This is a genomic window from Sideroxyarcus emersonii (assembly GCF_021654335.1).
In the GTDB taxonomy this organism is placed as follows: Bacteria; Pseudomonadota; Gammaproteobacteria; order Burkholderiales; family Gallionellaceae; genus Sideroxyarcus; species Sideroxyarcus emersonii.
In genome coordinates this window covers 1,068,662-1,084,549 of the sequence record NZ_AP023423.1, presented here as the reverse complement: position 1 = coordinate 1,084,549, position 15,888 = coordinate 1,068,662, and the positions used below count along the sequence as shown (strand labels likewise).

Sequence of the window (15,888 nt, the reverse complement as noted above, 5' to 3'; positions counted from 1 at the left end):
GAAAATCACGGCGCCTTGGCCACGTCCTGATTCTTCCAGCCGCCGCCCAGCGCCTTGAACATATCGGCAACCGCGCTGCGCTGCGCGCGTTCCGCATCGAGACGATTCAACTGGGCCTGCAGGTAGTTGCGTTCCACATCCAGCAGTTCCAGGCGGCTGGCAATACCCGCCTGATAACGCAGCTCGGCCTGCTTGTAGGCTTGCTGCAGGGCGTCGCTGCGCGTGGTCTCGTAGGTCAGCACCTGCCTGGCCGACTCCTGCGCCGACAGGGCGTTGCGCACATCGCCGAATGCACTGGCGACTGCCTGCTTGTACTGGATCAGCGCCTGGTCGCGACGCGCCTCTGCCGCATCCACCTGGAAACCGATACGCCCCGCATCGAAGATCGGCTGGGTGACGTTGCCGGCGAACTGGAAGATGCTGGCCGGCTTGGTGAACATGTTGGAGAAGGCGACGCTTTCGCTGCCGAGGTAAGAAGTCAGCGAGATCGAGGGGAAGTACTGCGCCCTGGCCACGCCGATACGAGCATTCAACGCCACCAGCCGCTGCTCGGCATCCTGCAGGTCAGGCCTGCGCAACAACAGGTCGGACGGCAGCCCTTCCGGCACCGTCACCACCGGCAGCGATGGGCTGCCGCGATGCAGTTCGCTGGCCATCACGTCGCGCGGCGAACGTCCCAGCAGCAGGGTCAGTGCCGTTTCCTGCTTGCTGCGCTGCAGATCGAGCGTACTGAGCTGCGATTGCACGGCTGCCACATCGGCTTCGGCCTGGTGCAGGTCGTACTCGGAAAGCATGCCGACACCAAGCTGCAGCTTGTTCAGTTCCAGCCTCTCTTGGCGGCTGGCCAGCAGGCGCTTGACCGCCGCCACCTGTGCATCCAGCGAGACGAGGGTGAAATATTGCTGCGCCACCTGCGTGGTCAGCGTCAGGCGCACCGTCTTTTTTGCCGACTCGGCACTGAGCAGATCGGCACGCGCAGCCTCGGTGGCGCGGCGCAGCTTGCCCCACAGGTCCAGCTCGTAGCTTGCATCCAGGCTGACATGCGAGAAGTTCTGGGTAGGCGGGATGTATGACGGCAACGGGAACGTACCCACGGTGGAGGCCTTGGTGCGGCTCTGGCTCGCATTGGCGCTCACCTGCGGGAATTGATCCGCCTGGGTGATGCCCAGCTGGGCTCGCACTTCCAGCACATGGGCCGCGGCCACCTGGATGTCCGCATTGTGGGCCAGCGCTTCGTCTTCCAGCTGGTCCAGCACGGCATCGGAATACAGATGCCACCACTGATCGGTCGCGCTGCTGGCCTGCACGGCAGCCGCATCCTGCTTCGCCGGCCAGCTTTCCGGCAACGCCAGCTCCGGGCGCTTGTAGTCCGGCCCGCTGGTGCAGGCGGCCAGCACGCAGGACATCAGCAGCATTCCTGCCGCTTTCTTGTTTCTCTTCACATTACTCATGCTTGTCCTCCTTGTGCCGAGCATGACCGGGGAAAATACGGCGAACCACCACGAAGAACACCGGGACCATGAATATCGCGATCACCGTCGCGGCAATCATGCCGCCCATCACCCCCGTACCGATGGCGTGACGTCCGTTCGCCCCGGCCCCGCTGGAAATGGCCAGCGGCAGGACGCCGAAGATGAACGCGATCGATGTCATCAGGATGGGGCGCAAGCGACGGCGGCACGCCTCCAGAGTCGCATCGATCAGGCCATGTCCTTCTTCCAGCAGGTCGTTGGCAAACTGGATGATCAGGATCGCGTTTTTCGCCGCAAGGCCGATGATGACGATCAGGCCGACCTTGAAGTAAACATCGTTGGGCAATCCGCGCAGCGTCACGGCCAGCACGGCGCCGAGTATGCCGATAGGCACCACTAGGATCACCGCCAGCGGAATGGACCAGCTCTCATACAAGGCCGCCAGGCACAGGAACACGGCGATCACCGACAAGGCGAACAGGAACGGCGCCTGGTTGCCGGAGATACGCTCCTCCCTGGACGTGCCGGACCACTCGAAGCCCATCCCAGGCGGCAGTTTGGACGCGACCTCCTCCATCGCCAGCAGCGCTTCGCCGGTACTGTGTCCGGGCGAAGGTCCGCCGGAGATTTTCATCGCCGGCAGGCCGTTGTAACGGTCCAGTTTGGGCGAAGCCGCCACCCAGCGGGTCCTGACGAATTCGGACAAGGGCACCATGCCGCCATCCATGTTGCGCACCGGTATGCGCATGATCTGGGCCGGCGTGGTGCGGTTTTCCGCATCGGCCTGCATCTGCACGCGCAGGATACGGCCGTCGCGTACGAAATCGTTGATATAGGCCACGCCCAGCATGGATTGCAACGTGTCGTTCAGGTTCGCTATGTCGATACCCAGGGCCTTCGCTTTCAGGCGGTCCACCTCGATCTGCAATTGCGGGCCCGCTTCCTGGCCTTCCGGCCGCACGCTGCCGATCACGGGGTTCTTGCTTGCCATGCCCAGCACCATATTGCGCGCCTCAAGCAGCTTGTCGCGCCCCAGCCCGGAACGGTCCTGCAGCCGGAAATCGAAACCGCCGGTGGCCGCCAGTTCGGGAATCGGCGGCACATTGAGGGCGAAAATGAACGCCTGCTTGATGCGGAACAGCATCATGTTGGCGCGCTTTACCAGCACAGCCGCCGAACTGTTCGGGCTGGGGCGTTCATCCCAGTCCTTGAGCCGGACGAAGACCGTGGCGGCGTTCTGTCCGCGGCCGAAGAAGGAGAAGCCGAGCACACCGATGGCATGCGCCACTTCCGGCTGCTTCATGTAGTACTGCTCCACTTCGCTCAACACTTCCCTCGAACGTTCGCGGGTAGCGCCGGGCGGCAACTGGATCACGTTGATGAAATAGCCCTGGTCCTCATCCGGCAGGAAACTGGTCGGCAGGTGCACGAACAACCAGCCCAGCGCCACCAGGATCACCGCATAGAACGCGAGGGCGCGGCCCATGCGCTTGAGTATCTTGCCAACCCAGTTCTGGTAGCCCAGCGAGGTTCTGGCAAAGGCCCGGTTGAACCAGCCGAAGAAACCGCGCTCCGCGCCCGGATCCTTGTTCGGCGCATGCTTCAGCAGCGTGGCGCAGAGCGCCGGCGTCAGCGTCAGCGCCATCAGCAGGGAGAACAGGATGGTCATGATCAGCGTGACCGAGAACTGGCGATAGATCGCCCCCACCGAGCCGCTGAAGAACGCCATCGGCACGAACACGGCGCACAGCACCAGGGTGATGGCGATGATGGCGCCGTAGATCTGCTCCATGGCCTTGTAGGTCGCTTCCCGCGGAGGCAGGCCGTCCTCGGTCATGATGCGCTCCACGTTCTCCACCACCACGATGGCATCGTCCACCACGATACCGATGGCAAGCACCATCGCGAACAGCGTCAGCGTATTGATCGAGTAGCCGATGGCGAACAGTCCCACCATGCCGCCGACCAGCGCCACAGGCACGACGATGCTGGGAATGAAGGTCGCGCGGAAATTGCCCAGGAACAGGTAGATGACGACGAACACCAGCAGCATGGCCTCAGCCAGGGTCTTCACCACTTCGGCGATGGAGATCTGGATGAACTGCGACGTATCGTACGGGATCAGCCAATCGACGCCCTTGGGGAACGCCTTGGCCAGTTCGGCCATCTTCGCCTTGACCGCCTTGGCGGTATCCAGCGCATTCGCTTCCGGCGTGGTGCGGATGGCAATTGCCGCCGCAGGCTGGCCGTCGATGCGGGCGGCGATGGAATAATCCTGCGCCCCCAGTTCCACGCGCGCCACATCCCTGACGCGCACCGTCGAGCCATCCGGATTGGCGCGCACGATGATGTCGCCGAACTGTTCCGGGGTTTTCAGGCGGCTCTTGGTGACCAGCACCGCATTCAGCTGCTGCCCCGGCGCTGCCGGCAGCTGCCCGAGTTCGCCGATCGCCAGCTCGGTGTTCTGGGCGCGGACGGCCGCGCTGACATCGCCGGGCGACAGGTTATAGGAATGCAGCTTGTCCGGCTTCAGCCACAGGCGCATCGAGTATTCGGTGCCGAACAGGATCGCTTCGCCCACTCCCGGCACCCGGCGGATGCTGTCCAGCAGGCTGGTGGCAGCATAACTGCCGAGCGCCACGTTGTCGCGGCTCTTGTCCGGCGACGTCAGCGCGATGAACATCAGATAGTTGCGCGCCGATTTCGCCACGGTGACGCCGATACGGCGCACATCTTCCGGCAGTCGCGCCTCGGCTCGCTTGATGCGGTTCTGCGTCTCCACCGAAGCCGCATCCAGGTTGGTGCCCGCCTCGAAGGTCAGCGTGATCGTCCCCAGCCCGAGCTCGGAGGACGACTCCATGTAGAGCAGGTGCTCGATGCCGTTCAGTTCCTGCTCGATCAGAGCGACCGCGGTATCCTCGACCACTTGCGCCGAAGCGCCCGGATAGTTGAGCGTGATCGCCAGCGCCGGCGGGGCAACCGAAGGATAGGAGGTGACCGGCAGGCCGCGCATCGCCAGGCCGCCGGCCAGCAAGATGATGAGCGCGATTACCCAGGCAAAGATAGGGCGGTCGATAAAGAATTTTGCGAACACGGCGCCCCTCTATTTCTTGTCTGGAGTTGCAGACGCATCCGGCGCGGACGGGCTCCCCTCGGGATGCCACTCGACCGCGCGTACCGGCGCGCCGGGGCGCACCTTCTGGATGCCGTTCACGATCACCTGGTCGCCGGGTTTCAGGCCTTCGAGGATGACGAAATCGCTGCCCGCCATGCTGCCAGTCCTGACCGGACGCATCGCGACCTTGCTTTCCTCATCCACCACCAGCACGAACTGGCCTTGCGAGGCCGTCTGCACCGCGCGCTGGGGTACCCGGATGCTGTCGTCGGAACTGCCTTCAGGCAAGCGGATGCTCGCGAACATGCCGGGCAACAGCTGCTGTTTCGGGTTGGGGAATTCGGCACGCAGCGACACGCTGCCGGTGCCCGGATCGACGGCGAGATTGGAGAACAGAAGCTTGCCGGGATACGGATAGATGCTGCCGTCCTCGAGGACGAGCTGCACTTCCGCCTCCTTCGCCTGCTTCAGCTTGCCGGATTCGAACTCCCGCTGCAGGCGCATCATATCGGCATCCGGCTGGGTGAAATTGGCATAGATGGGATTGACCTGCTCGATGGTGGCGAGCAAGGTGGATTCGCCGCGGCCGACCAGCGCGCCTTCGGTCACCAGGGCACGGCCAATGCGTCCGGCGATCGGTGCCGGCACATGCGTGTTCTCGAAATCGAGCTGTGCCCTGGACATGGCTGCCTCGGCCTGCTTGACCTTGGCTTCGGCCAGATCGTAATCCTGCTGGCTCACCGCTTTCGCTGCCAGCAGCGGCTTGTAGCGCTCCAGCGTCTGGCGTGCCACGCTCAGGTCGGACTTGGCCGATTCATAAGCGGTGCGGTAGGTGCGCGGATCAATCAGGAACAGGGTGTCGCCCGCTTTCACGTCGCTGCCTTCGGTGAACTGGCGTTTCTCGATGATGCCCTCGACCCGCGCGCGCACCTGCGCCGTCCGATAGGCTTCCAGGCGTCCCGGCAGATCCTGGGTCAGTACCACCGATCCCTTGGCCACCGTGACCACATCGACTTCAAACGGAGGGGGCGCAGCGGCGGCGGCTGGCGCCTGCTGCCCGCCGCCCCCTTTCGAATCGCATGCGCCAAGCGAGAACAGCGCAGCAAGAACGGCAATGGCAGTGAGGGAACTTGTTTTTGTTTTCATCTGAAATCTCCGACCGGATTCTGAATGGCCAACAGGATAACATTATCGTTAGCAAGATAATAGTTAGCAGGATAACATTTATTTTCGATTCTGCTATCCAGGCATCGCGAGTACAAGACATGCGAACAGGGTTTAGACCCAACCCGGCGCATCAGCCACGGTCCCTTGCGTCACCGTGCTTGGCCTGGTACATCGCCGTATCGGCGTTGTTCAGGATGGTTTCCATATCGAAGCCATCGTCCGGATAGATCGCGATGCCCAGACTGCCCGAGATGTTGACCGTATGGCTCTCGAGAACAAAGGGCTGGCGCAATGCCGCCTGGATCTTTTCGGCCAGGTTCGTCACGTCTTTCTGCGTCATGACCTCCGAGACCAGGATCGCGAATTCGTCGCCGCCGAAGCGCGAGACGGTATCGATCTCGCGCACCAGCGATTTCAGCCTGTCCGCCACCGCCATCAGCAGCTGGTCCCCGACCTGATGCCCCAGCGTATCGTTCACCGGCTTGAACCGGTCCAGGTCGATATACATGACCGCGAATTTCTTGGAATAGCGCTTCGCAACTGCCAGTTGCTGGTTGAAGCGGTCGCGGAACAGCAGGCGGTTGGGCAGCCCGGTAAGGAAATCGTGCTGCGCGTGATGCGCCACCGTTTCCTGTTCCGCCTTCATCTGCGTGATATCGGAAAAGATGCCGATGCGGTTGACCACCTTGCCCTGCGCGTCCTTGAGCGTATGGATGGACAGTTGTTCCAGATAGGCCTCGCCATCCTTGCGGCGATTCCATATTTCTCCTTCCCAATGGCCGGTTGCAAGCAGTACCTGCCACATGTCCGCATAGAACTCGCGCTCGTGCTTGCCGGAAGCCAGCAAGCGCGGATCCTTGCCGAGCACCTCCTCGCGCGTGTAACCGGTCAGCGTAGTAAAAGCCGGATTGGTTTCCTCGATGCGGTTATCGGCACCCACGATGACGATGCCGTCGCTGCTCACGGCAGACACCTTGGCGTTCAGGGCGATCTGGTGCATCGCCTTGCGCTGCGCCGTGGACAGGATGGACAACGCCATGCCCGCGACTGCCAGCAGCATCGCGAACAGCCAGAAGTTGGCCATGCCGTAACGCACGAAATCGTCGGCGAAATAGCCCGTCTGCAGGTAGGCTCCGGCGAGGACCTGGGTCATGAACATCACCTGGATCAGCGCGGTGTTCCTCCTGCCGGTACGCAGGCCGGCCCAGATCAGCAGCGGATAGACCCAGGTCAGCCCCAGCGGCTCGTTGAGGGTGATGCCGGGCAGCCTCCAGCCGAGGAAGATGTTCTGCCCGACGACAAAGGAGAGCACCCACAACGCCCCCATTTCCCAGGTCCTGCGAACCTTGAAGAATCTCGACTGCTGCCTGGCGAACACCAGGATGATCGGGGCAACAAAAGCGATACCCAGGACGTCGGCCCGCCACCATTGCCACATGACGTCGTGCAGGATATCGCGGGTGACCATGCCCGATGCCAGCAGCCCCAGCGGGCTGAGCACGGCACTGATGAGGGACGGGACCACCCCGCCCAGCAGGATGAGCAGGTAAAGGTCGCGCAGGCGGCTCAAAGAAAGATCGAGATTGCCGTAACGCCTGATCAGGCTATAGCCTACGTAGGCCTTCAGCGTAGCCCCGACCGAGAATGCCGCAGCAAAGATCAGCGGCGCATGGATCATCACGGTGGTGAGGTAGGCCCCCAGGAATACCGCCGGCAGGTAGCGCCCGCCGCCCAGCAGCAACGCCACCAGCACCAGCCCGCCCGGCGGCCAGAAGATCGTGGCACTGCTGCTCACCGCGCCGAACACCAGGCCTATCTTGGCCAAGGCAAGGTAGGCAATGACCAGACCGGCAGATTTGGCAATGTATGGCACCTTCACCTCTCACGCTTCGACGTGCAAGTCCACACCACCCCTCCGACCACCTCTTCTTGTTTGACCAGCCACTGAGGTGTGGCCGGACTATATAAGCCAATGCCGTGCTTGTCCATGTCGGCCGGCATGCCAGGCCATGTGCGCCGGGCAGGACCAGGCATGCTGCCGTCCTGCCGGCGAGTTAGAATGCCATGCACACCATGCACGCAAGGAGAAGCGAACATGAGAAGACTGATCGCGATACTGATGCTGGCCTCGCTGGCGGCTTGTGCGACATTGCAGCACCAGGAATCCTACCGGCAGGCCGCACCCGCCAGGTACCCGCCCACCACGAACGTGCTGCTGTTCGAATACCGCAACGTCAACATCCGCGACATATACGAATTGCTCTACAGCGATTTCCTGATCATCGGCCGCTCCGAATTCAATGGCGCATACGAGGATCCGCGAGCCTCCGTCGGATTCGCCAAATCGATAGGCGCCGACGTGTTCGTGACCACCTCGCAGTTCAGGGGCAGGCAGACATCTTTCGTGCCCGCCATCGCCCCCACCAACAGCACCTCGTACGTCAGCGGCTTCAGCGGCAATGCACCGTTCTACGGCACCTCGTACAGTTACGGCACCACCACGACCATGATCCCCGTCCAGTACAACCGCTATGAACAGAGCGGCCTGTACCTGAAGAACGTGAACCACGTCGTGCCGCTATGGGAAAGAAAGAGCGCGGATTACAAGGAGACCGCCGCAAATGCGCTCAGCGGCATCTGGTACAACGAGGATTTCGACCTGAAGATCTATCAATCCGGGGCGCAGATGGTGGCCTTCTTCGATACCGCCCCCAGGAACGGGGGCAAGATCAGGGAATCCGGAACGGTCGACGAACTCAAGATGATCTTCAACCCGCAAACGGGGGCCGGCGTTTACCTGATGGCGGACCGAGCACCGCAACCCGCAGAAATCAAAGTGAACAAGTTCGGCTTCCTGCAGGTGGACATCGCGTCGCAAGGCGAACTGGTGTCGTTTGCGCGCAGGAAATGACCGCCAGGCTCAGAGGTTGCGGCTCTTCTTGATCAGGTCGTAGGCGACCTGGATCTCCTTGGCCTGCTCGGTCGCCATGGCGACCATATCCTCCGGCATGCCCTGCCCGATCAGCTTGTCGGGATGATACTGGCTCATCAGTTTGCGGTAGGCGCGCTTGATCTCGGTATCGCTGCTGTCTTTGCTCACGCCCAGCGCCTTGTAGGCATCGTTCAGCGCAGCGGCCGGGTCGGCCTGCTGGCCGGCAAAATGGCTCTGGTTCAACACCATGTCCATCATGCGGCGGAAGGTCGCCTGGTCGTAGCCGAGGCGTGCGGCGATGTCGATCAGCAACGCCTCTTCGGCCGGGTGGAAATGGCCGTCCGCCAGCGCCATCACGATCAGGTACACCAGCAGCACATCCTTCAGGTTCCGCGTGTGCCCGCAAACGGCCATGAACCGCGCATAGGTCGGCGCGATGTCGAAGGCCGGGTCGGCCCCCTGCTTGAACAGGGCGATCGCCTGCAGCCGATGCTCGGCGGACATGCCGAGCTTCTGCATGAACTGTTCGACATGGTCGATCTCATCCTGCGACACGTGCCCGTCCGCCTTGGCCAGCTTGCCCATCGAGATGAACACGGTCTCCAGGAACACCGCCTGGCGCAATGCGTTCTGCAGCGGATTCATGCCGCCCGAGCCGTACACCCTGACGCGATCGATGAATGAACCGATGAAAAATCCCAGCAGGCCGCCCCAGAAACCAAGCAGCCAATAACCCGCAACGACACCGATAAGTTTGAACAAGGCAACTCCAGAAATGAACGCGCGGCCGGCAGCCGCAAAAAGGGGGCGCATTATACCCTCGCCCCGGCGGGGCGGAGCCCATGCGCGGCTGCTACATCTTCTGCTTGATGGCCAACACCGCCTGGTTGCGCAGAGTGCGCAACAGGGACAACTGGCGCTCCGAGAGTTTCAGGCTGTTGGCCTGTTGCATGTCGGCATAAAACAGGCCGAGCGTCTTCTTGTTGATGACGATGGGCAGCAGGATGAAACTCTGCGCATCGATCAGTCCCCGGTACCATGCCGGCACCTTGCTCGCGATGCTCTCCGCGCGCAGGTCCTCGATCACGATATCGACGCCCTTGTCGACCGCCAGATGGAACACATCCGGTTCGAACGCCAGGTTGAAACGGAAACGCGGGATCACCGCATCGACATCCTCGCCGAGTCCCATGCGCGCCACCATGGCATTGCTCTTGTTGTCGCGGATACAGATGATGGCGCGCTTGAATCCCAGCCCCCGGTAGATGGTCTCCAGCACCATCAGCAACACATCGTTGAGATTGAAATCCTCCACCAGCGAATTGGTCACGTCCTGGATGCCGGCGCCCATCACGGTCTCGGGATCGGGTCTCGCAGATGCATCTTCCTGCGCCTCCGCGTTCAGGACCGACTCGATGCCATGCACACCGTTCATCCCTTCGCGCTGTTCCCTGTGTTCAGCGGCCGGCTGCTCTACCGGGAGCCCGCTCCATTGCCGAACCTTCTTCACCAGCGGGCTGCGCGCCGTGTTGATCTCCAGCGTCATCGCCCGGCGCGACAGTTCCTTCAACCCGCTTTCCAGCGCATCGTTCAGCTTGCGCTCGGAAATGTCGATGGCATCCTGGTAGCGCAAACGCAGCCGGTTCAAGGCCTGCGCCTTCTCCTGGGTCGCCGTCGCTGCGGCGATCACGCACAGTTCGTTCGCCATGTTCACCGTGGCTTTCATGTGTTCCGCCTCGGTCTTGGGCTTCTTCACCGCTTCGCCCTGCGGCAGCTTCTCCATGCCGTCCAGCAAGCGCTTCGGGAAACTCCAGCTCCTGGCCACCCCGATGCCGATCTCGTTATGGGTCAGCCCCAGCACCTTGATCGCAGCCTGCTCCTCCGTCAGCCCCTGTTCGATCAAGCGCGCGATCTCCTGGCTCTCTTCGAAGAAATAGTAGGTCACCAGCATGCGGCCGAGATTCTGGAACATCGCGCAGATCATCAGCTCCTCGGCATCGCGGATGTTGCGGCCCACGGCCAGCTGCGTCGCCACCACGCCGGCGAAGAACGCGGCGATCACCTCGTCCTTGAGCTGGTGTGCCAGCGACTTGTTCTGCATGAATTCGAGCATGATCAGCGACATCGCGATGTTGCGCACCGTCTCGAAACCCATGATCACCACGGCTTTGGAGATCGTGCTGATGTTGCCGCCGAACTGACCGTACGAGACCGTGTTGACCAGCCGCAGCAGCTTGTTGGTCAGCGCGAAATCCTGCAGGATCACGCGTGCCAGCTTGTTCGCGCTGTCCGATTCCGAAGCCACGATCTGGTTGATCTCTGTGATGATGTTGGACAGCGCGGGGAAATCGCTCTTGCTGCGCATGCGCCGCAACAGGAAATCCAGCGTGCTGTGGCTATCGTTGGCGGCCGCCTCGCCGATCCCGCCGAGATACTCCTTCAGTGCGGCGCGCATGGCAGCCGCATCCGGATAGCGCTCTTCCCTGCGCTTGCCGACCGATTTCAGAATGATGGCCTCCAGCTTTTCGTCCAGTTCGGCGTTATGGGCGGAGGGTGCAGCCACGGGTTCATGTGCGACGCGATTCAGTATCTGCATCACGTTCTCGCCCTGGAAGGCGACCACCCCGGTGACCATCTCGTACAGCACGATGCCGAGCGAATAGAGGTCCGAGCTGGCATTCACTCCTTCGCCGTTGATGCTCTCCGGTGCCATGTATTGCGGAGAACCGACCACCTCTCGGCTCGCTTCGCTCTGCCCCTGGATCAGCCTGGCGATACCGAAATCCGTCAGCATGGGCTGGCCGCGCTGTCCGATCATGATGTTGGCGGGCTTGATATCGAGGTGCATCACACCATGCTGGTGGGCATATTCCAGCGCATCCAGCAGGTAGCAGGCGATCTCGGCCGACTTCACCGCAGGCAAGGCCCCGTGCTGCAGCATGGTCGCCAGCGTGCCGCCTTCGATATAGGCACAAACCAGGTAGGCCGAACCATCGCTCTCGCCTGCGTCGTGCAGGGGCACGATATTGGCGTGCTGCAATTTGCTGACGATACGCGCCTCGCGCAACAGGATCTCGGTCTGTGCGGCGCCCGGACGCAGCGTCTTGATGGCCACCTGGCGATCCAGCTGGGGATCGTATGCGAGATAGACCGCTCCCTGGGCTCCCCGGCCAAGTTCGCGAATGATGGTGAAGCGACCTATTCTTTTTATTGTCATGTCAAACGATATCAACCCTGTCCCTGCCGCTATGATAACAGTTCTGTCGCAGGCCGCCGCGGGCGAACATGCCGGCACGTCCCCCGCTCGTTGATTGACACGGCACCGCCAACTCCCCTACAGTTCGTACACTTGCAAATCCGCCCCCCACGGCACATCTCATCGCACGTACGGTAAGAGGTCCGGGGCGGCATCCCCAGAACAGGAGCTGGCGCAAGGCGATGGTCCCGCAACAGCGGGACGCGGGGATCTGCAACTCTCCCCGCTGCAAATGGGGAAAACACTTGTCAGACAAAAAGATAGCGACACAGGCTGCACTGATCCGGCAAATGCTGGGCACGTGTCACGCATCCATCGTTACCAGCACCCTGCTCGCCGCAGTTCTTGCCTATGTACAGCGCGACGTGATCGCTCCTGGCGTGATCGTGGCCTGGCTCACCCTGGTCGTACTGGTCGCACTCGTCCGCGCCATGATGGCGGTGGTTTGCAAGCGCTCCGCACTGGACGAGAGCGCCGCCACATGCGCACAACTGAACAGATTCCGGCTCGGCGTACTCGCCGCCGGCATCGTGTGGGGATCGGCCGGCATCGTGATGTTCCCCGCCAACGACCCGTATCACCAGATTTTCCTCATCTTCATGCTGGCCGGCCTGACGGCAGGTGGCGTGATCTCGTACGCAGCCGACCTGATCGGCGCGACCGGATTCTCCATCGCCGCGCTGTTGCCGGCCATCGTCCGCCTGTTTGCCGCGGGAGACCGCACTTCCCAGGCGATGGGCATGGCCAGCCTGCTGTATCTCGCCTTCATGATCGTGAGCTTGCGCCACATGCACCGGCACATTCGCGAGAACATCGAATTGCGCCTTGCCGCCTCGACGCGCGAGGAAGCCGCGAGAGCCGAGGAAGAACGCTACCGTTTGCTGCTGAACCATTCACCCGTCGGCATCCTCCACTACGACCCCGACCTCGTCATCACCTATTGCAACCAGCGCTTCGCCGACATCCTGCACGCCCCGCTCGAACGCCTCATCGGACTGGACATGAAAACGCTCAGGGACCAGGTCGTCCTGCCCGCCCTGAAGCAGGCCCTGCAGGGGGAACTGGGTTATTACGAGGGACCTTATACCTCCACTCTCAGCGAAGTGCACAAGTGGGTGACCATGACCTGCGCTCCTTCGCGCAACGGCAGCGGCAAAATCGTGGGCGGGGTGGGCATCGTGCAGGACGTCACCGCCTTGCGCGAATCGCACCAGCGCATGTACTCGCTGCTCAACTCGATGGCGGAAGGCGCATACGGCGTCGACACCGACGGCAACTGCACCTTCGTGAACCGGGCGTTCCTGCGCATCCTCGGCTACGACCACGAAGACGAGGTCATCGGCAAGCATATCCATGAGCTGATCCATCATTCCCATCCCGATGGCAGCCACTACCCGGCCTCGGAATGCAGGATGTACAGCGCCTATCGCAACAATCAGGAGATCCACGCCATCGACGAGGTATTCTGGACCAGGGACGGCAAACCCATATCCGTGGAATACTGGTCGCAGCCCCTGCTGGAGAAGGGCGTCATGCAGGGGGCGATCGCCACCTTCGTCGACATTTCCGAACGCAAGCAGATGCTGGCCGAATTGCGCGAAAGCGAAGAGCGGTTCCGCCAGATGTTCGAACGGCACAGTGCCGTCATGCTCCTGATCGAACCCGGCTCCGGCATGATCGTCGACGCCAACCCCGCAGCAGCCAGATTCTATGGCTACCCGCTGGAAAACCTGCGCGGCAAGCTGCTGAGCAGCATCAACACGCTGTCGGAAACCGAGATCGCCCGCGAAATGCAGCATGCGATCGACGATCATCGCGATTATTTCGTCTTCGACCACCGCCTGGCGAATGGCGATATCCGTACCGTGGAAGTGCATTCGTCCTCGGTGCATTACAGGACCGCTCCGCTGCTGTTCTCCATCATCCATGACATCACCGAACGCAAGCTGGCGGAAGCCCAGATACGCAATCTCGCTTTCTACGATGCACTGACGCAACTCCCCAACCGTCGCCTGCTGAACGACCGCCTGGGCATAACGGCCGCCGCCAGCATGCGCAGCGGCCGTTATGCCGCAGTCATGTTCCTCGACATGGACAACTTCAAGCCGCTAAACGACATGTACGGGCATGCCGTCGGCGACCTGCTGCTGGTCGAAGTGGCAAACCGGCTGAAAAGTTGCGTACGCCAGATGGACACCGTCGCGCGCTTCGGCGGCGACGAATTCGTGATCGTCCTGAACGAACTGGATACCGGCAAAACCCAGTCGGTCGCACAGGCCCGCAGCGTTGCGGAGAAGATCTGCCGGGTCGTGTCCGAACCGTATACGATCAAGTTCCAGACCGACAAGGAACCGGAGAAGACCGTCACCCATCATTGCACCACCAGCCTGGGTGCGCTCGTATTCACCGGCAACAAGGCCACGCCGGACGACCTGATCAAGTGGGCCGACAAGGCGATGTACCTGGCCAAGGAAGCGGGTGGCGATTCGATCCGCTTCGTCGACTCCGAAGCCTGATCGCCCCGGGCGTCCGCGAAATCCGATCTGCAACACCGTTTCCGCCGCGCACAAAAAAGGCGGCCATACGGCCGCCTTCTGCTTTCCGCACAAAGCGAAAGTCACTGCAACGTCGCTTCCTCGATCAATACCTTGTAGGAGTAGCCCGCACCGAAATCCTTGTCGACACGGACGACGCCTTTGGCCGTCACGATATCGCCAGGTTTGGCTTCGTCCGCGGTCGTCACCAGGATGTCGTTGGTACCGTCGGCCGCGCTGCCCGAACCGTCGCGCAAGTGCACCCAGTTCCTGCCCATGATGCCGGGGTTGTATTTGACGACCTTGCCGCGAACCCGCACCGTCTTGTCCTTGAGTTTTGCCCCCTTGGTCATGACCTCGGCCACGCTCCACGCATTCTCCCCTTTTGCCCTGGCGACGTGTTCGTCGTTGATCGCATCCTGTTTCTTCGCAGGGAGCGTGGCGTAAGACGTGCCCAAGGCATTGGCCGGACGCTCGCCGCCCATGGCCGGCTCTTCGCCCATGCCCGCATCGGCAGCCCCCCCGGTACCGCCCAACCTGCCGAAAATGATCGACGGGAAGGTCTTTTTCAGCGACTTGCTTTCGAAATCGGTCATCACGATCGCGTGCTCGATCGCAATGGTATCGCCGACTTTCACCGGCGCCTTGATGATCGCAGCCCAGGTCTCGCCATCCTGCGTCTTCAGCCGCAGATAGGTGAAGTTCTCGACCTCCTTGACCTCAAGCACCTCGCCGTGGACAGTGCCTGTTGCTGGCGGGTTTGCGGCAGGCGCTTCCCCAGCCCAGGCGCAGTGGACTGCAACAAACATGAAGATCGCTAACAGGGCTTTCATGGTCTGGATACTCCCGTGTGATAAGGATGACGATTCTAGCAGTTGCAGCCGTACCGCTCGCATGCCATACGGCGCAGGTCGGCAAAACCACTATCGGCAGCAGTGACAATTGAATTAAGCACGATAAAAGCGTATGTTATGCGAGCAGTCGTCAGGAAAGGGGGATCGTCATGCCAAGTCCAGCATCCATTACAGCCGGTGCCAGTTCCTTGTGGCAGCAGGGCCAATCGCAGCAAGTCCAACGCGCTGCCGACCAGGCCGCCCAGACAGCACAGTCCCTGCAAGCACAAGCCAGAGATGCCAGAGCCGTTGCCGACCGCGCGCAAGACGACGCGCGCTCGCTTGAAATGAAAGCCGCACAGGCACAAGCCACAGCCACCCAGGCCAACCTCAGCGTCCAGACCAGCACTGCGTTCCAGAGCATGCAGGCGTCATCCAGCGACGTCTACACCGTCGTTCCCAAGTTGATCTCGTTCGACAACAAGCTGCCCGCCCAGATATCCACGCCCACCTCAAGCACCGGGCAAATAATTGGCAGCATGATCAACACGACCGCCTGACCGGGGCGACCGACGGTAC

At 61.8% G+C, this 15,888-nt stretch carries 10 protein-coding genes; 3 read left to right on the top strand and 7 right to left on the bottom strand.

Going from position 1 to position 15,888, the window contains the following annotated elements; genetic code table 11:
* Positions 1 to 5 precede the first annotated feature (5 nt).
* The 4 genes from L6418_RS05265 to L6418_RS05250 form a co-directional block, all read right to left on the bottom strand.
* Positions 6 to 1,451, bottom strand: a complete 1,446-nt coding sequence (locus tag L6418_RS05265) for an efflux transporter outer membrane subunit (RefSeq protein ID WP_237248429.1) — start codon at positions 1,449 to 1,451, stop codon at positions 6 to 8.
* Positions 1,444 to 4,566 (bottom strand): efflux RND transporter permease subunit, encoded by a 3,123-nt coding sequence (locus L6418_RS05260; RefSeq protein ID WP_237248428.1) that lies wholly within the window; start codon positions 4,564 to 4,566, stop codon positions 1,444 to 1,446. Before L6418_RS05260 ends, L6418_RS05265 begins: the two co-directional genes overlap by 8 nt.
* A gap of 9 nt (positions 4,567 to 4,575) precedes the next feature.
* Positions 4,576 to 5,733: an efflux RND transporter periplasmic adaptor subunit gene (locus tag L6418_RS05255; protein ID WP_237248427.1), complete on the bottom strand. Its 1,158-nt coding sequence runs from the start codon at positions 5,731 to 5,733 to the stop codon at positions 4,576 to 4,578.
* 151 nt (positions 5,734 to 5,884) lie between these two features.
* Positions 5,885 to 7,627: a diguanylate cyclase domain-containing protein gene (locus L6418_RS05250; protein WP_237248426.1), complete on the bottom strand. Its 1,743-nt coding sequence runs from the start codon at positions 7,625 to 7,627 to the stop codon at positions 5,885 to 5,887.
* A gap of 222 nt (positions 7,628 to 7,849) precedes the next feature.
* Here L6418_RS05250 and L6418_RS05245 point away from each other — a divergent pair, with 222 nt between their 5' ends.
* Positions 7,850 to 8,665 carry a hypothetical protein gene (locus L6418_RS05245; RefSeq protein ID WP_237248425.1) on the top strand — a complete coding sequence of 272 codons (816 nt, stop codon included), beginning with the start codon at positions 7,850 to 7,852 and terminating at the stop codon, positions 8,663 to 8,665.
* Between the two features lie 9 nt (positions 8,666 to 8,674).
* Here L6418_RS05245 and djlA read toward each other — a convergent pair whose 3' ends face one another.
* Positions 8,675 to 9,448, bottom strand: coding sequence for a co-chaperone DjlA (djlA, locus tag L6418_RS05240; RefSeq protein ID WP_237248424.1), 774 nt, complete (start codon positions 9,446 to 9,448; stop codon positions 8,675 to 8,677).
* A gap of 91 nt (positions 9,449 to 9,539) precedes the next feature.
* On the bottom strand, positions 9,540 to 11,903 hold the full coding sequence (locus L6418_RS05235) for a serine/threonine protein kinase (RefSeq protein ID WP_237248423.1): 2,364 nt from the start codon (positions 11,901 to 11,903) through the stop codon (positions 9,540 to 9,542).
* 284 nt (positions 11,904 to 12,187) lie between these two features.
* On the opposite strand from L6418_RS05235, the gene L6418_RS05230 reads away from it, so the two are divergent.
* Positions 12,188 to 14,458 carry a bifunctional diguanylate cyclase/phosphodiesterase gene (locus tag L6418_RS05230; protein ID WP_237248422.1) on the top strand — a complete coding sequence of 757 codons (2,271 nt, stop codon included), beginning with the start codon at positions 12,188 to 12,190 and terminating at the stop codon, positions 14,456 to 14,458.
* A gap of 101 nt (positions 14,459 to 14,559) precedes the next feature.
* Here L6418_RS05230 and L6418_RS05225 read toward each other — a convergent pair whose 3' ends face one another.
* The gene (locus L6418_RS05225; RefSeq protein ID WP_237248421.1) at positions 14,560 to 15,309 is read right to left on the bottom strand and encodes a nucleotide-binding protein; all 750 of its coding nucleotides are present in this window, start codon (positions 15,307 to 15,309) and stop codon (positions 14,560 to 14,562) included.
* Between the two features lie 170 nt (positions 15,310 to 15,479).
* On the opposite strand from L6418_RS05225, the gene L6418_RS05220 reads away from it, so the two are divergent.
* A complete protein-coding gene (locus L6418_RS05220) occupies positions 15,480 to 15,869 on the top strand; it encodes a hypothetical protein (protein WP_237248420.1) in 390 nt (129 codons plus the stop codon).
* Positions 15,870 to 15,888 lie beyond the last annotated feature (19 nt).